The sequence below is a fragment of the Macrococcus equi genome, from assembly GCF_047426745.1.
In the GTDB taxonomy this organism is placed as follows: domain Bacteria; phylum Bacillota; class Bacilli; order Staphylococcales; family Staphylococcaceae; genus Macrococcoides; species Macrococcoides equi.
Genome location: NZ_CP179732.1, coordinates 476,601 through 494,436, shown reverse-complemented (window position 1 = coordinate 494,436; position 17,836 = coordinate 476,601). Strand labels below are relative to the sequence as shown.

The following is a 17,836-nucleotide window of genomic DNA, read 5'->3' as shown; positions in this document are numbered from 1 at the left end:
GGATTGCTGTGAAGTCGAAAACGCATATTTATGTCATTATCATGATGCTCGTATTAGTAGCGATTAATTTCTACCTGGCATTTTACTATATTATCGGGCCAGGACGCGGGGAAGTGAGCTGGATGGGGTTTGTTTCGTTATTTGCTGCATTTATGCTTGCTTTCTTAACATATAAATACTATCAATCTCAAAAGAAGATTGATATGAAAGATTTTAATGCACATATTAAATCAGATGAAGATCGCATTATAAAATAATAAGCAATAACAAGTTTTATTTTAGTGGTTGAAATATAATTATAGGGCGTGTGTGGAAGATGAAAAAGAAGTGGTTTTTACCGTTGGTCTTATCACTGATTGTGTTGGGCTTAATCATAGCAAGTGGCATATTTTTATATTTAAATCATCAGGAAAAGAAGAATACAATTGAAATTGATAATCGTATAAAAACACACGTATTAAATCTGAACGGACGAGTAAAACAGAATTTATCGACGTATTATCAGAACGGTAGTCAGAAACAACCTGTTCAAGTACATGTAAAGTTAGGTGATACGGTTCAAAAAGGGGATCCTCTATTTACGTATGCAAATGAAGCACTCTTTTCTAAAGAGAAGGAAGTAGGACTGTCATTAGATAATAAAATGATTGATAAAGATCAGATTGAGGGCCAAATCATGGCGATGGAGATGATGCAGAATGAAACATCATCTGACAGTAAATTAAATGAGATTGAAGCACAGCTCAACTGGCTGGATTCTGAACTGACGAAAGCAGAAAACAACATAGATATCTTAAAGGAAAAGCAACAGCAGATTTCAAGTAAAATTGAGAATTTAACTGTAAAAGCAAGTACTGACGGCAAAGTCGTAAAACTTAATAAAGCACAAATCGAAAGATTCTCTGATAAGAGACAACAACAACCGATTATTATTGTATCTGACGACAAATATTTTGTTGAGGGTACAGTTGGACGCAAGCAGATTGATTTTCTGGAGCAGGATTTGAAGTTTGATGCAAAGCACGAACTGAACAAAGACAAGACATACAGTGGCACGATTGATGCATATGAACATATAGCTATTGATCCGGGTGCTAAAGAACAACGTTTCTTATATCAAGGTGGGCTTAATCAGTCGAAACATCTGTATGTAGGAGACAAGATGAAAGTTAAAGTGCATCTCTCTTATAAAAATCATGTATGGTTACCTGAACGTTATATTAAGAAGGAAGTTATCACCCATAAAGATAAGAAAAAATTAGCAGAACCTGAACATAAATATTATGTCAGAAAAGTATATGGGGATCAGCTCAATGAAGAAAAAGTCACAGTCAGCCGTCACGTGAGCGGCCAATACCTTGTGACAGAGGGTCTTTCTACAGTCGATGCAATTAGAGCTTTTAAATAATATTTATTTAAAATGATGATTGCAATGTATTAATTCTGGGTAATAAATATTAACTTATGAATTAAGAAATCTACCGATTAGGGGGAACATATATGCAGTGGCAAGGTCGAGAAGGTAGTTCAAATGTAGAAGATGCAAGAGGATCAGGTGGAGGATTCTCTGGCGGTAGTCCAATGGTAATTGGTGGCGGTGGTTTAGGATGCTTCGGTATCATTATTATGATCATCATTGCTTTAATGGGTGGTAATCCAATGGACTATATGGGTGGCGGACAGTCACCTGCACCACAGGAACAAACACAAGGTAACGGTTCTTCAAACGGTGGTTCTGGGTCACAGGATAATCCTTTTGATACTGGAAACGTGAAGAAAGAAGATCAGCAAGTGGACAGTAAGACTGAGAAATCTTTAGATGAACGTGGTCAGTTTGCTTCAGTTGTATTAAAGGATACTGAAGATGTATGGCATGAATTGTTCAAGAAATATGATAGAACATATACTGAGCCAAAATTAGTCCTTTATACAGGTGGTGTACGCTCAGGGTGTGGTAATGCAAGTGCTCAAATGGGACCTTTCTATTGCCCGAATGATCAGAAAGTATATATTGACTTATCATTTATGGATGAATTAGATCAGAAGTTTGATGTACCTGGTGATTTTGCGATGGCATACGTTATTGCGCATGAAGTTGGTCACCACGTTCAAAACGAATTAGGTATCTTACCGAAGTTCCATCAATTAAGAAATCAGCTGTCTGAAACTGAATACAATAAATATTCTGTAGCTGTTGAGTTACAAGCGGACTACTTTGCAGGTGTGTATGCAAAGCATGCACAAGAAATGGGTTACACTGATGAAGGTGACTTAGAGGAAGCGATTAAGGCTGCTCATGCTGTAGGTGACGATACAATTCAGGAGAAAGCAATCGGTAGAGCAAATCCTGATACATTTACTCATGGTTCAAGTGCAGATCGTATGAAGTGGTTTAAGAAAGGTTACGAAGCTGGTGACTTTAGTCAAGGCGATACGTTTAAAGCGTTAGGATTAGAATTTTAATGAATCGATATTAAGGATGAGGCTGGGCGAAATGTCCGCCCCATCTTTTTTATTATGGAGGGATTATTCTGGAGCTATATTTTAACGGTTGTATTTATACGATGAATTGTGAAGCGGAACGTGTTGAAGCAGTGCTTGTTGAAGGGAACAGAATTACTGCTGTATATGACTCTGTACCTGAGCTTGAAGGTGTACAATATATTGATCTTAAAGGGAAGACAATGTTTCCCGGTTTTGTGGACACACATCTCCATCTCGTAGGCACAGGTATTGCATTACGTAGTGTTAATTTTAAAGAAGACACAGACATTCGTGTTATTAAGGAGAAACTGCGTCAGGCGGCGTCACAACTGGATGACGATGCATTTTTGATTTGTGAAGGTTATAACGAGAATCAATTAGGTGGTTATAAGCTTACAAATAAAGAAATTGATGATATAACCCACAAAAAAGTAATCATTAAACGGGTGTGCAGACACGCAGCAGTGGTAAGTTCAAGTGTCTTTCAATATTTTAATATTACAGAAGATGTTGAAGATATTCCCGGTGGACATTACGAACGAACGGATGGGTTACTCAACGGATGGGTGCATGATAATGCGATAGAACGTATGCTGGATATCGCAAGTAGTGAAGATGAATCTTCACTGACACGCCACGTTGCATATGCAGTGAGTCAGTTGACGCAGGTAGGATTAACAGGAGTACATACCGAAGATTTAGCTTATTATCAAAGTTTTTCTGATGTACTGAATGCATATCGAAATGTTATCAATGAAGACAATCCTTTCAGGTTAAATATTTTACGTCATGCGGATGTGATTGATGATGTGTTAAAAAGTGATTTTCAATATAATGACTACTTCAGACCGGATGCTATGAAGTTTTATATGGACGGAGCATTGGGCGGGAGAACTGCTCTGTTTAGTGAACCATATAGTGATGATCCGTCAACGAATGGCCTGGCAATATTAACTGAGGATGAATTAGCAGCTAAAGTGCAGCACGCCCGTGATTTAAATGTGAATATTGCTGTTCACATGATAGGTGATAAAGCAGTCGAGATGGTGCTGGATGCAATAGAAGATAATCCGCCGACATCAGGCAGAGATCGTTTGATTCATGTGAGCTTTTTAAGAGCGGATTTGATTGACAGAATGCGTCGATTGAATGTTATTTGTGATATTCAGCCGATGTTTGTTGCATCAGATTTTCCGTGGGCGATTGATAGAGTAGGAATGCATCGAGTCCGATATAGTTATCCCTGGAAAACGCTTTTAAATAATAGCATTATATGCGGTGGTGGGTCAGACAGTCCGATTGAAAACTTTAGGCCGCTGTACGGGATAGCTGCAGCAGTTAACCGTAAATCAACAGATGATGAAAGTACCGGTTATAATATGGATGAAGCTTTAAGTGTTTATGAAGCAATCTCGTTGTATACGACAGAAGCAGCAAAGGTTGCGGGAGTGACAGATTTCGGAACAATTGAATCAGGTAAAATAGCAGACTTCACGATTCTAAAGGAAAATCCATTTGAAGTTGACAAGGGTGACATTCATCGAATTGAAGTTGCAATGACCGTGATAGACGGGAAAATTGTGTATCAAGCATAAAAGAACCCTAACCTTATCATTTCTTAATTGAAATAAGGTTAGGGTTAAGTTTTTTAAAATTATAATTTGTTACGCCAGTTGTAATCCGAAAGAATCATATCATCCAGTGTATATTCCGGCGTCCAGTTGAGTGTAGCGCGTGCTTTCGTCGCATCAGCTAGTACAAAATCAGGATCGCCGCCACGACGTTCTGATATTTTGTGATTTAAAGTTAAGCCTGTAACTTTTTGAGCTGCATCAACAACTTGCTTTACAGAATAACCTTGCTCAGTACCAAGATTAAAGACTGTTGAAGTTCCGTTATTAAATAAATAATCCATACCCAGCTGATGTGCCTTTGCTAAATCGAATACATGGATAAAGTCACGGATGCAAGTACCATCCTCTGTTTTATAATCATCTCCAAAAATTTCAAATACTTCTCGTTTACCTAGTAAAGTACTATTGATCGATGGAATAAGATGTGTAGGATTTTTTGTGCGTAATCCGTTTGAGCCATCAAGCATTGCACCTGCTACGTTAAAGTATCTGAAGATTACGTAATTGATACCATATCGTTCACTGATCCAGTGAATCATTTGTTCGCCGATATGCTTTGACTCTGCATAGGGATTGGTTGGTGCGATAGGTGTAGATTCCACAGCTTTAATATTGAAAGAATTATTACCATAAATAGAAGCTGTAGAAGAAAACATGAACTTATCTATACCTTTATTAGCAACCACACGTAATACATTATTTAAACCACATACATTATGTTCAAAATATTTTAATGGGTCCTTAACCGACTCGCTTACAACGATTTTTCCGGCACAATGTAAGACTGCGTCAATGTTTTCCAGATCAAAAATCTTAGAAAAAATTTTTTCATCACTAACGTCACATTGATAAAACTTTGCACGACTATCAACTGCTTCTCTGTGTCCTGTAGATAGGTCGTCCGCTACGATTACATTATAATTCGCATCAAGTAATTTCGTAACGGTATGTGAACCAATATAACCAGCACCACCAGTAACCAATATAGTGTTCATACGTAAATCTCCTTTAACGATTAAGTTATTCCTTTATTATACAATAAAATTGACTTTAACAAAGATTAAAAGTATAAATTTTACTGAAACGTAAAATAAAATTCTTATTTATTTTATTTTACACAATTTTTAAATACTTTGTTAATCTATATTAAGAATAATTAATTGATAAACGGGAATTGGAAATTTATAAGGAGGCCAGAAGATGAAACAATTTAAATTCCCTAAGGGTTCGCTACTGACAATTTTATTTGTTTTATCAGTTGTACTCATCTCTGGTGGGGCATTTATATTAATGCTGATATTTGGGATGTATGGATTAAGCAGAATCCTGATTTATCTTAAACTGGCTGAATTTACATATAACGAAAACGTAGTAGATAATAGCTTTTATTATGGTTCGTACATAGCTATCGGTTATTTTCTGCTTGTTGTGATTGAATATATTTTAGATGATGTAAAACGTATGTATCCGGAAAATAAATATTTTCAAGGGTGGTACTTTCATTTCTTAACTGTAGGATTATCGACAATTGTGTTTTATTTTGGAGTACATATTAATTACCAGCATATACGCATTAACTTTTTAGTTATTTTAGTAGTAATCAGTGTACTGTACTATTTAACAGAAATTTTTTATCCGGATAGTAAGGATTTGAATAAAGATTAAGGGGAATGAAAAAAATGATGACCGGTAAAAATCCATTTACCGGTCATCATTTTTTTATTTTATAATTCTTTCTCGCAATAGACGGAAACACTACCAGGATTAACTTTAAATACCCCGTTACCTTCTTCATCGATAATGATACCTTCTTCTATTGTATCAGTGTAATCATACCAGGTTTGACCTGCGCGCTCGATGCCAACATGCATCTGCTTTTCTGCAGGTTCTTCACTATTGTTGATAATCACTGCACATCCTGATTTGTCTTCAGCATAACCTCGTCTGACCCATCCTACAACATTTGGATGATCGAAATAGTCATCTTGCTGACCATACGCTTTTAAATCACGCACGTAAAGCAGTGGGTCGATGGCCATTTGTTTACCCTCGATCGGATGGTCACCGCCAATGCCGTAGTAATCTCCGTAAAATACACATGGATATCCATCTTCACGTAACAGAATAATGGCATAAGCTGATTGTTTAAACCAATCCTGTACAAATGACTCTAACGCTTCACCAGGTTGTGAGTCATGATTATCTACGAAGGTCACAGCATGTTCAGGATTTTCCTTAACAAGTGTGCCATCGAAGATTTGACGTAAGTCATAAGCAGCACCGCCTTCTGAAGCGGCTTTGAAATTGAAATGAAGTCTGACATCAAACAAGTCAAGGCTGTATTCAGCTTCATCCAGGAAGTTTTCATTAACCTCTAAATCTGGATTCCAGAATTCACCGACAAAATAAAAGTCCTCTCCTTTATGCTCACGCATCGCATGAACAAAGTCTCTAATGAAATAACTTTCAATATGTTTGACAGCATCCATACGCATACCATCAATATTTAATGTATCAATAAACCACTTACCCCATTCGATAGTTTCTTCTCTGACTTGCGGATGCTGATAATCAACATTGGTAAACATTAAATAATCGAAATTACCTTTTTCCTGGTCAACATATTCATTCCAGTCTTTATTTTCGCCTAAGATTTTAAAGATGCCTGAGCGTCCTGTCTTATGGTCGTAATCAGTACCGTTAAAGTGTGTATGATTCCATTCGAAATCATTATATTTCTTATTGCGTCCAGGAAAATAGAACTTTGTAAAAGCGTCAATTTCAAATGGTTCAGATATTTCGTGCGTACGGTCATTCGGATCAACTTCAACCACACTTACAGTTTCAGCTTCATCAGCGCCAGCTTTATGATTTAATACAACGTCTGCATAGACTTTAATGTCGTGTTTGTGTAGGGCTTCTATAGCAGCGATCAATTCTTCTTTCGTACCATATTTTGTTCTCACTTGTCCTTTTTGGTCGAATTCACCGAGGTCATATAAATCATAGACACTATAACCAGTATTCATCACATGATCAGCTTTTGTTGCTGGAGGAAGCCATATTGCATCGAAACCTTTTTCTTTTAATGAAGCGGCTTCCTCTTTAAGTCTGTTCCAGTGATTGCCATCACCATTAGAGTGCCATTCGAAGTATTGCATGATTGTGTAGTTTCTAGTCATAAGAGTCTCCTTTAAATTTTTTATTATCTATACCCATTAATTGATTTTACATTCAATATATATTTCGTTATAAAATTTGTATCATAAAATGATACCTTAAGAAATTAATTTATACAAAGTGCTCATCTTTTGTTAAACTATAGCTATTAGAGCAGAAGAAGGGGCGTTGAATGTGTTAACTAAAGAACAAGTAAGTGAATTAGTCGGTAATTTAAATGATCCAATTGTTAATGTACCATTAAAAGAAACAGGTGGCGTTAAAGAAGTCACAATAAAAGAAGAAAAAAATCACGTATCAGTGAAAGTGGCGATTGCTAAGACAGGCGGTCAGGAACAGCTTGATCTGCAAATGAAGATTGTTGAAGTGTTAAAAGAGAATGGTGCGAATACTGTAGGTTTACGCTTTGAACAATTAGACGATGCAGCATTAGAAAAGTTTCGTGGTGTATCAACGTCAGAAATTGAAAAATTACTTTCGCCAGAAAATAATGTGAACTTTATTGCAATTGCTTCTGGTAAAGGTGGGGTAGGGAAATCTACGGTATCAGTTAATTTAGCTGTTGCTTTAGCGCGATTAGGAAAACGTGTTGGATTAGTAGACGCAGATATATATGGCTTCAGCGTACCAGATATGATGGGGATTTCTGAGAAACCTGAAATTGAAGGAGACCGTATTAAACCAGTTGAACGCTTTGGGGTTAAAGTAATTTCTATGGCATTTTTCGTAGAAGAGAATACACCAGTTATCTGGCGTGGACCTATGTTAGGTAAGATGATTAATAACTTCTTCCAGGAAGTAAACTGGGGAGAGTTAGATTATATCCTATTAGACTTACCACCTGGAACAGGTGACGTGGCACTTGATGTCCATACAATGTTACCAAAAAGTAAAGAAATCATCGTAACGACTCCTCACCCAACAGCAGCATTTGTAGCAGCGCGTGCAGGTGCAATGGCTTTACATACAGACCACGAAATTTTAGGTGTTGTTGAGAATATGTCTTACTTTGAAAGTAAAGTAACAGGTGAGAAAGAATATGTATTTGGTAAAGGTGGCGGAGATAAGCTTGCATCTGAATTGAATACTGAATTATTAGGCCAACTACCACTTGCACAACCCGATTGGTCTGAAGAAGAATTCGCACCATCAGTATATGGTGAGGATCATCAGTTAGGACAAGCATATCTTGATATCGCGCAACGCATCATCAATAAAACAGAAGATAAATAAAGAGGTATAGCAGTGACTTTAAAGAATTTAGGTAAATTTTACGGTATAACTTTGTTGATTGGACTCATCTGCACAGTATTAGTGAGTTTAGTATTTGGTTACGATAAGCTTACGGTATATCTGGTGAAGGGTGAGATGGGTGAATTTTTCGCAGCACTTATCTGGTTTATGGGCTACGGATTACTCATCGCTTCTATTTCACAACTCGCATTTTTTGCGTACTTATTCATCCACCAAATGGGTCAAAGTATCTTCAAAAGTGGATGGAACGCTATTCAGGTAGTGATTATATTATTTGCGATTATTGATTTGGTTTATTTTAGATATTTACGTTTTGGCAAACAAGACGGAGATATTTTAAAGTTTATTTGGATTCCAATACTCATCGTAATCTTTGGTATAGCAGTCGCATTATATAAGAATAAACTGACAGGAAAGAATGTATTTATCCCGGCAATGTTCTTTATGGTTGTTATGACAACAGTCGAACTTATCCCGTTTTTGAAGGTTAAGGACATGATGTGGTTATACTGTACGATATTCAGCTTATTATTATGTAATGCATTTCAGCTATTGTCTTTACCAAAGTACAATCGTTTGTCATACGAGGAACGTAAGGCACGTAAGATTGCGCGTGGAACCTGGGAAGAACCAGCTGAACAAAAGACAATCACCAACAAGTCACCAAAAACGCAAGTAGTATCACGTAAGAAGAAACAAAAGAAAAGAAAGTAGTATAAAAGAATAGGTTTAAAGCAAGCTTATAATACAAAAATAAAAATTAGAAAATTATCATCAGATTAGACGTTTGTTTAATCTGATTTTTTAAATGGAGGAACAAAATGAAAAGAGGACTCATAAGTGCACTGGTCATCATTATGTTTATGAGTGCGATTGAGACATCGATTATTTCTCTTGCAACCCCTGCAATCGGAAAGGATTTAGATGCCTCGAAGTCGTTAGCGCTTATATTTACCACATATATGATATCTATAGTAATGATTACACCATTAGTTGGTGAATTAATGAAGCGGCTTGGTGCGAAGCGCTTAATGTTAACAGGCGTTGTGATATTTATTTTGGGAAGTATGTTATCGGGTTTATCGTTTACTTTCCCGATGCTTTTAATTTCAAGATTTATTCAAGGTGCGGGAGCGGGTATCATGATGACGATGGGGAACATTATTCCTAAAATAGCATTTGAAATTCCTTATCGATATAAAGTGATGGGGATTGTTGGATCTGTCTGGGGAATATCGAGTATCGTTGGTCCGATACTAGGTGGAGTTATCTTAACTTACTTGAATTGGAGCTTTTTATTCTATGTAAATGTTCCTTTAGCTATACTTGCAATTTATTTAGTCGTTAAATATTTTCAGTTCGAAGAAACAACGCATCATACACCTTTTGATTTTAAAGGATTAATGCTATTTTATGTGTTCCTTGCGATATTACTCTGTGCAATGTTACTTCAGATAAACTGGATGATGCACTTATTAATGTTTATCATAGCAGTAATACTATTAATCATATTTGTGAAATTTGAAAAAGGCCTGGAGCATCCATTTATACCGGTCAAAGCATTTACAAAGACAATCGGTATTGTCATGGGGACAGATATGCTGTATGCCATTATTATGATGGGAACAAATATCTTTTTACCAATCTATCTTCAAACAGAAAAGGGACTTACGCCTTTGCTTGCAGGCTTAACGACGTTTACCATCTCGATATTCTGGTTACTTTCAACGTTTATCCTTAAACATATCGAAACAAAGTTGCCGGTGAAGAGAATCTATCAATTAAGTTTCATCTATATGATAATAGGTAGCCTTATCATCTTCATTTTTGATTCAGCAATAGCTGTCACAATAGCATCAGCATTCCTGGGATTATCATTTGGAACAGTATTTACAAAAAATATTGTAACTATTCAGGAGAGTGCTGCACCGCATCAACTTGGAAGTATGATGAGTACATATAGTTTACTGAAGTTTATTGGTTCAACGACAGGATCGATTATTATGTCAATCATCTATTACAATGGTGGATTTAACGGTATCGATAATAATATGATATTTGGTGCTGCAGTTGCAGGCGGTCTAATCGTTATCTACGAGTTATACTTCAAGTCTAAACACGTTTAATACTAACCTTTATTTCAAGAAAACATCACTTGAAATAAAGGTTTTAATTTTTTTAAAAAAAGATTTAAAAAAGTGTTGACGAAAGACATGCATCTTGATAAGATATAAAAGTCGCTGAAAACAAGTGATACACAGCTTTAAATCATCCAAAAAGAATAAATGAAAAAGTGTAAAACTAATACTTGAAACTTTGTTCTTAACGGAGTAATATAATAAAGCAAGTTAAATTACTGCTTGTGATACTGAGTGAGTTGAAAGGCGAAACGAAGTAAACAACGAGTGTAAAACTTCTTTAAAATAAGTGTTGCAAAGAGATTTGAGTTATGTTATAATTAATTCTTGTAACGCGAAAAAAATGAACATTGAAAACTGAATGACAATATGTCAACGTTAATTCCAATAATTTGAGTGAACTTAGTTCACTCCCAAGAGTGATTGCCATAAGCAATTAAAGAGCATTATCAAACAAACTATTATGGAGAGTTTGATCCTGGCTCAGGATGAACGCTGGCGGCGTGCCTAATACATGCAAGTCGAGCGAACAGATGGAGTGCTTGCACTCCTGACGTTAGCGGCGGACGGGTGAGTAACACGTGGGTAACCTACCTATAAGACTGGGATAACTTCGGGAAACCGGAGCTAATACCGGATAATATTTAGCTTCGCATGAAGCAATAGTGAAAGACGGTTTTGCTGTCACTTATAGATGGACCTGCGGTGTATTAGCTAGTTGGTGAGGTAACGGCTCACCAAGGCAACGATACATAGCCGACCTGAGAGGGTGATCGGCCACACTGGGACTGAGACACGGCCCAGACTCCTACGGGAGGCAGCAGTAGGGAATCTTCCGCAATGGACGAAAGTCTGACGGAGCAACGCCGCGTGAGTGAAGAAGGTTTTCGGATCGTAAAACTCTGTTGTAAGGGAAGAACAAGTACGTTAGTAACTGAACGTACCTTGACGGTACCTTACCAGAAAGCCACGGCTAACTACGTGCCAGCAGCCGCGGTAATACGTAGGTGGCAAGCGTTATCCGGAATTATTGGGCGTAAAGCGCGCGTAGGCGGTCTCTTAAGTCTGATGTGAAAGCCCCCGGCTCAACCGGGGAGGGTCATTGGAAACTGGGAGACTTGAGTACAGAAGAGGAGAGTGGAATTCCATGTGTAGCGGTGAAATGCGCAGAGATATGGAGGAACACCAGTGGCGAAGGCGGCTCTCTGGTCTGTAACTGACGCTGAGGTGCGAAAGCGTGGGGATCAAACAGGATTAGATACCCTGGTAGTCCACGCCGTAAACGATGAGTGCTAAGTGTTGGGGGGTTTCCGCCCCTCAGTGCTGCAGCTAACGCATTAAGCACTCCGCCTGGGGAGTACGGTCGCAAGACTGAAACTCAAAGGAATTGACGGGGACCCGCACAAGCGGTGGAGCATGTGGTTTAATTCGAAGCAACGCGAAGAACCTTACCAAATCTTGACATCCTTTGACAACTCTAGAGATAGAGCTTTCCCCTTCGGGGGACAAAGTGACAGGTGGTGCATGGTTGTCGTCAGCTCGTGTCGTGAGATGTTGGGTTAAGTCCCGCAACGAGCGCAACCCTTATCTTTAGTTGCCATCATTAAGTTGGGCACTCTAGAGAGACTGCCGGTGACAAACCGGAGGAAGGTGGGGATGACGTCAAATCATCATGCCCCTTATGATTTGGGCTACACACGTGCTACAATGGTTGGTACAAAGGGCAGCAAAACCGCGAGGTCAAGCAAATCCCATAAAACCAATCTCAGTTCGGATTGTAGTCTGCAACTCGACTACATGAAGCTGGAATCGCTAGTAATCGTAGATCAGCATGCTACGGTGAATACGTTCCCGGGTCTTGTACACACCGCCCGTCACACCACGAGAGTTTGTAACACCCGAAGCCGGTGGAGTAACCTTTTAGGAGCTAGCCGTCGAAGGTGGGACAGATGATTGGGGTGAAGTCGTAACAAGGTAGCCGTATCGGAAGGTGCGGCTGGATCACCTCCTTTCTAAGGATATTACGGAAAAGGAATTCTTGAAATTCCTTCGGAATAACGTTTGACATATTGTATTCAGTTTTGAATGTTTATAGGACCGATGGTCCTTACATTCAATTGTACTTTGAAAACTAGATAAAGTAAGAAGAAATAAAAGATTTTACCAAGCAAAACCGAGTGAGTTCATTTTTGAATTCTTAAAAAAATCGCGCGTTTATACAGCAATGTATAAACATCACAATTATTAATAACAGATTAAGTTATTAAGGGCGCACGGTGGATGCCTTGGCACTAGAAGCCGACGAAGGACGTTACTAACGACGATATGCTTTGGGGAGCTGTAAGTAAGCTTTGATCCAGAGATTTCCGAATGGGGAAACCCAGCATGAGTTATGTCATGTTATCCATATATGAATACATAGTATATGAGAAGGCACACCCGGAGAACTGAAACATCTAAGTACCCGGAGGAAGAGAAAGAAAACTCGATTCCCTTAGTAGCGGCGAGCGAAACGGGAAGAGCCCAAACCAGAGTGCTTGCATTCTGGGGTTGTAGGACACTCAATACGGAGTTACAAAGGAACAGTTTAGACGAATGACTTTGGAAAAGTCAGCCATAGAAGGTAAAGGCCCTGTAGTCGAAAAGTTGTTCTCTCCTGAGTGGATCCTGAGTACGGCGGAACACGTGGAATTCCGTCGGAATCCGGGAGGACCATCTCCCAAGGCTAAATACTCTCTAGTGACCGATAGTGAACCAGTACCGTGAGGGAAAGGTGAAAAGCACCCCGGAAGGGGAGTGAAATAGAACCTGAAACCGTGTGCTTACAAGTAGTCAGAGCCCGTTAATGGGTGATGGCGTGCCTTTTGTAGAATGAACCGGCGAGTTACGATTTGATGCAAGGTTAAGCAGTATATGTGGAGCCGTAGCGAAAGCGAGTCTGAATAGGGCGAATGAGTATCAGGTCGTAGACCCGAAACCAGGTGATCTACCCATGTCCAGGTTGAAGTTCAGGTAACACTGAATGGAGGACCGAACCGACTTACGTTGAAAAGTGAGCGGATGAGGTGTGGGTAGCGGAGAAATTCCAATCGAACCTGGAGATAGCTGGTTCTCTCCGAAATAGCTTTAGGGCTAGCCTCGTGTGATGATTATTGGAGGTAGAGCACTGTTTGGACTAGGGGCCCCCCTCGGGTTACCGAATTCAGACAAACTCCGAATGCCAAATAATTTAACACGGGAGTCAGACTGCGGGTGATAAGGTCCGTAGTCGAGAGGGAAACAGCCCAGACCACCAGCTAAGGTCCCAAAATATATGTTAAGTGGAAAAGGATGTGGCGTTGCCCAGACAACTAGGATGTTGGCTTAGAAGCAGCCATCATTTAAAGAGTGCGTAATAGCTCACTAGTCGAGTGACGCTGCGCCGAAAATGTACCGGGGCTAAACATATTACCGAAGCTGTGGATTGTCCGTAGGACAATGGTAGGAGAGCGTTCTAAGCAGCGTCGAAGCATGATCGCAAGGACATGTGGAGCGCTTAGAAGTGAGAATGCCGGTGTGAGTAGCGAAAGACGGGTGAGAATCCCGTCCACCGATTGACTAAGGTTTCCAGAGGAAGGCTCGTCCGCTCTGGGTTAGTCGGGACCTAAGCCGAGGCCGAATGGCGTAGGCGATGGACAACAGGTAGATATTCCTGTACCACCTAAGATTGTTTGAACGATGGGGGGACGCAGTAGGATAGGCGAAGCGTACTGTTGGTTATGTACGTCCAAGCACTGAGACTGAGTATTAGGCAAATCCGGTACTCTTAAGGTCAAGGTGTGATGGGGAGCGAAATAATAGTAGCGAAGTCGTTGATTTCACACTGCCAAGAAAAGCCTCTAGTTAGAAATTAGGTGCCCGTACCGCAAACCGACACAGGTAGTCAAGATGAGAATTCTAAGGTGAGCGAGCGAACTCTCGTTAAGGAACTCGGCAAAATGACCCCGTAACTTCGGGAGAAGGGGTGCTTTTTAGGGTGCAAGCCTTGAAGAGCCGCAGTGAATAGGCCCAAGCGACTGTTTATCAAAAACACAGGTCTCTGCAAAACCGTAAGGTGACGTATAGGGGCTGACGCCTGCCCGGTGCTGGAAGGTTAAAAGGAGTGGTTAGCATTAGCGAAGCTACGAATTGAAGCCCCAGTAAACGGCGGCCGTAACTATAACGGTCCTAAGGTAGCGAAATTCCTTGTCGGGTAAGTTCCGACCCGCACGAAAGGCGTAACGATTTGGGCACTGTCTCAACGAGAGACTCGGTGAAATCATAGTACCTGTGAAGATGCAGGTTACCCGCGACAGGACGGAAAGACCCCGTGGAGCTTTACTGCAGCCTGATATTGAAATTCGGCACAGCTTGTACAGGATAGGTAGGAGCCTTTGAAACGTGAGCGTCAGCTTACGTGGAGGCGTTGGTGGGATACTACCCTGGCTGTGTTGACTTTCTAACCCGCGCCACTTATCGTGGCGGGAGACAGTGTCAGGCGGGCAGTTTGACTGGGGCGGTCGCCTCCTAAAGAGTAACGGAGGCGCTCAAAGGTTCCCTCAGAATGGTTGGAAATCATTCGCAGAGTGTAAAGGCACAAGGGAGCTTGACTGCGAGACCTACAAGTCGAGCAGGGTCGAAAGACGGACTTAGTGATCCGGTGGTTCCGCATGGAAGGGCCATCGCTCAACGGATAAAAGCTACCCCGGGGATAACAGGCTTATCTCCCCCAAGAGTTCACATCGACGGGGAGGTTTGGCACCTCGATGTCGGCTCATCGCATCCTGGGGCTGTAGTCGGTCCCAAGGGTTGGGCTGTTCGCCCATTAAAGCGGTACGCGAGCTGGGTTCAGAACGTCGTGAGACAGTTCGGTCCCTATCCGTCGTGGGCGTAGGAAATTTGAGAGGAGCTGTCCTTAGTACGAGAGGACCGGGATGGACATACCTCTGGTGTACCAGTTGTCGCGCCAGCGGCATAGCTGGGTAGCTATGTATGGACGGGATAAGTGCTGAAAGCATCTAAGCATGAAGCCCCCCTCAAGATGAGATTTCCCAACTTCGGTTATAAGATCCCTCAAAGATGATGAGGTTAATAGGTTCGAGGTGGAAGTACAGTAATGTATGGAGCTGACGAATACTAATCGATCGAAGACTTAATCAATTTTATAAGATTTTTTGCACGGTGATGTTTGGTACATCATATTTCTTCTTAAGTTTATCTAGTTTTGAAAGTATAATGTTAAAAGTGGAAACGAGCGTTATGGCTTGAGTCATTTTTGATAAGGCGATATAAAATCCGTCAGGATTTTATAGAGGCTTAGAAAATGATGAAAGACAGCGAGTTGAAACTGGATATCATATCTTTCATTTGTCTGGTGACGATGGCAGAGAGGTCACACCTGTTCCCATACCGAACACAGAAGTTAAGCTCTCTAGCGCCGATGGTAGTTGGTCTTACGATCCGCGAGAGTAGGACGTTGCCGGGCAATTTTTATATTTATCCACAGTAGCTCAGTGGTAGAGCTATCGGCTGTTAACCGATCGGTCGTAGGTTCGAGTCCTACCTGTGGAGCCATTTAGGCCCCTTGGTCAAGCGGTTAAGACACCGCCCTTTCACGGCGGTAACACGGGTTCGAATCCCGTAGGGGTCACCATTTGGAGGATTAGCTCAGCTGGGAGAGCATCTGCCTTACAAGCAGAGGGTCGGCGGTTCGAGCCCGTCATCCTCCACCATTTTTTTGAAACTTTTGAATTACATATACGGAGGGGTAGCGAAGTGGCTAAACGCGGCGGACTGTAAATCCGCTCCTTCGGGTTCGGCAGTTCGAATCTGCCCCCCTCCACCATCTATTGGGCTATAGCCAAGCGGTAAGGCAACGGACTTTGACTCCGTCACTCGTTGGTTCGAATCCAGCTAGCCCAGCCATTTTAGAGCCATTAGCTCAGTTGGTAGAGCATTTGACTTTTAATCAAAGGGTCAGAGGTTCGAATCCTCTATGGCTCATCATTAATTCACCCTACGGGGTGAATTTTTTTTGTTTTTTTTACATACTATTTTTTAATTTTTTATTTTTATCATCTATGAATACGTTTTCATTTAAATACATAAATATCCATTTTATTCATTTATGCATAAAAATATTGAATATTGATATAGAGTTCTATAGAATTATATTAGTCAGATAATTTAAAAACTTTGGAGTAAGGGGATAACATGATGAATAAAACTATTGAAATTATTGGTGCACCAAGTGCATTCGGACAACGTAAATTAGGAGTAAATATGGGACCTGATGCAATGCGTTATGCAGGTTTAGTTGAAAGAATTGAAAATATCGGTCATACGGTACTAGATAGAGGAAATGTTGAATCACCAGCTATTGATATGAAAAAATATAAATCTGAGCAAGGTGGTTTACGTAATTTAGAGGAAGTGACTGCTTTCTGTGAGGATCTATGTACAAAAGTTGATGAGGTTGTTCAAAAGGGTAATTATCCAGTAGTTATTGGTGGCGATCATTCTATCGCGATGGGTACTATCAGTGGGATTGCTAAGCATTACGATAACTTAGGTGTTATCTGGTATGATGCACATGGTGATTTAAATATCGATGAATCATCTCCATCAGGTAATATACATGGTATGCCATTACGTGCGTTAATTGGTGATGGTCATGAAGACTTAGTGAATATCGGTGGCTATAAAAATAAAGTTAAAGTAGAAAATATAGTTCTAATCGGTATGCGTGACTTAGATGAAGGTGAAAAAGAGTATATTAAAAAAGTTGGCATTAAAACATATACAATGGCTGATATCGATCGCTTAGGCATTGGGCAAGTTATAGATGAATCATTAGAGCATTTAAAAGGTTGTGATGGTATTCATCTATCTTTAGATGTTGATGCACTAGATCCAGTTGAAACGCCTGGAACAGGTACTACAGTACCAGGTGGTATCACTTATCGCGAAAGCCATTATGCTTTAGAGTTATTACATGACAGCGAAAGAATTACTTCATTTGAGATAGTAGAGGTTAATCCACTGATTGATATTTATAATAAAACGGCTGAACAAGCTGTTGGATTAGTAGGTTCATTCTTTGGTGAGAAATTATTATAGTATATATTG

11 protein-coding genes, 6 tRNA genes and 3 rRNA genes are annotated in these 17,836 nt (G+C 40.1%); 18 read left to right on the top strand and 2 right to left on the bottom strand.

All coding sequences use genetic code 11. The features are described from left to right. Positions 1-8 precede the first annotated feature (8 nt). From ACMGE6_RS02525 to ACMGE6_RS02510, 4 genes are all read left to right on the top strand, one after another. The gene (locus ACMGE6_RS02525) at positions 9-257 is read left to right on the top strand and encodes a hypothetical protein (RefSeq protein ID WP_414047618.1); all 249 of its coding nucleotides are present in this window, start codon (positions 9-11) and stop codon (positions 255-257) included. A 59-nt stretch (positions 258-316) separates the two neighbouring features. Continuing rightward, positions 317-1,408, top strand: a complete 1,092-nt coding sequence (locus ACMGE6_RS02520; protein ID WP_414054333.1) for an HlyD family efflux transporter periplasmic adaptor subunit — start codon at positions 317-319, stop codon at positions 1,406-1,408. Between the two features lie 92 nt (positions 1,409-1,500). Next, positions 1,501-2,463 (top strand): KPN_02809 family neutral zinc metallopeptidase, encoded by a 963-nt coding sequence (locus ACMGE6_RS02515; RefSeq protein WP_414054332.1) that lies wholly within the window; start codon positions 1,501-1,503, stop codon positions 2,461-2,463. A 101-nt stretch (positions 2,464-2,564) separates the two neighbouring features. Next, positions 2,565-4,079 carry an amidohydrolase gene (locus ACMGE6_RS02510; protein WP_414054331.1) on the top strand — a complete coding sequence of 505 codons (1,515 nt, stop codon included), beginning with the start codon at positions 2,565-2,567 and terminating at the stop codon, positions 4,077-4,079. A 59-nt stretch (positions 4,080-4,138) separates the two neighbouring features. Here ACMGE6_RS02510 and galE read toward each other — a convergent pair whose 3' ends face one another. Next, positions 4,139-5,113 carry a UDP-glucose 4-epimerase GalE gene (gene galE / locus ACMGE6_RS02505; RefSeq protein WP_414054330.1) on the bottom strand — a complete coding sequence of 325 codons (975 nt, stop codon included), beginning with the start codon at positions 5,111-5,113 and terminating at the stop codon, positions 4,139-4,141. 205 nt (positions 5,114-5,318) lie between these two features. Between galE and ACMGE6_RS02500 the strand changes: the two genes are divergently transcribed. Further along, the gene (locus tag ACMGE6_RS02500; protein ID WP_414054329.1) at positions 5,319-5,783 is read left to right on the top strand and encodes a SepA family multidrug efflux transporter; all 465 of its coding nucleotides are present in this window, start codon (positions 5,319-5,321) and stop codon (positions 5,781-5,783) included. 59 nt (positions 5,784-5,842) lie between these two features. Here ACMGE6_RS02500 and ACMGE6_RS02495 read toward each other — a convergent pair whose 3' ends face one another. Further along, entirely contained in the window at positions 5,843-7,300 is a 1,458-nt protein-coding gene (locus tag ACMGE6_RS02495; RefSeq protein WP_414044991.1) for an alpha-amylase, read from the bottom strand. Between the two features lie 172 nt (positions 7,301-7,472). On the opposite strand from ACMGE6_RS02495, the gene ACMGE6_RS02490 reads away from it, so the two are divergent. The 13 genes from ACMGE6_RS02490 (at position 7,473) to rocF (ending at position 17,827) form a co-directional block, all read left to right on the top strand. Further along, positions 7,473-8,531, top strand: coding sequence for an Mrp/NBP35 family ATP-binding protein (locus ACMGE6_RS02490; RefSeq protein WP_414044990.1), 1,059 nt, complete (start codon positions 7,473-7,475; stop codon positions 8,529-8,531). 12 nt (positions 8,532-8,543) lie between these two features. Next, on the top strand, positions 8,544-9,266 hold the full coding sequence (locus tag ACMGE6_RS02485; protein WP_414054328.1) for a KinB-signaling pathway activation protein: 723 nt from the start codon (positions 8,544-8,546) through the stop codon (positions 9,264-9,266). A gap of 107 nt (positions 9,267-9,373) precedes the next feature. Beyond that, positions 9,374-10,678, top strand: coding sequence for an MFS transporter (locus ACMGE6_RS02480; RefSeq protein ID WP_414054327.1), 1,305 nt, complete (start codon positions 9,374-9,376; stop codon positions 10,676-10,678). 472 nt (positions 10,679-11,150) lie between these two features. Then, positions 11,151-12,702, top strand: a 16S ribosomal RNA gene (locus ACMGE6_RS02475). Positions 12,703-12,943: 241 nt separating this feature from the next. Then, positions 12,944-15,868, top strand: a 23S ribosomal RNA gene (locus tag ACMGE6_RS02470). A 210-nt stretch (positions 15,869-16,078) separates the two neighbouring features. Then, positions 16,079-16,193, top strand: a 5S ribosomal RNA gene (gene rrf, locus ACMGE6_RS02465). The 16S, 23S and 5S rRNA genes sit together here with 6 tRNA genes alongside, the layout of an rRNA operon. 14 nt (positions 16,194-16,207) lie before the next feature. Continuing rightward, positions 16,208-16,282 (top strand) — tRNA-Asn (locus ACMGE6_RS02460). Positions 16,283-16,286: 4 nt separating this feature from the next. Beyond that, positions 16,287-16,361: transfer RNA gene (locus ACMGE6_RS02455), tRNA-Glu, on the top strand. A 3-nt stretch (positions 16,362-16,364) separates the two neighbouring features. After that, positions 16,365-16,440 (top strand) — tRNA-Val (locus tag ACMGE6_RS02450). 29 nt (positions 16,441-16,469) lie between these two features. Next, positions 16,470-16,553, top strand: a tRNA-Tyr gene (locus ACMGE6_RS02445). Between the two features lie 5 nt (positions 16,554-16,558). Further along, positions 16,559-16,633, top strand: a tRNA-Gln gene (locus ACMGE6_RS02440). A 5-nt stretch (positions 16,634-16,638) separates the two neighbouring features. Further along, a tRNA-Lys gene (locus ACMGE6_RS02435) sits at positions 16,639-16,711 on the top strand. A 213-nt stretch (positions 16,712-16,924) separates the two neighbouring features. Further along, complete coding sequence (gene rocF / locus ACMGE6_RS02430; RefSeq protein WP_414044988.1) at positions 16,925-17,827, top strand: arginase; 903 nt, start codon at positions 16,925-16,927, stop codon at positions 17,825-17,827. Positions 17,828-17,836 lie beyond the last annotated feature (9 nt).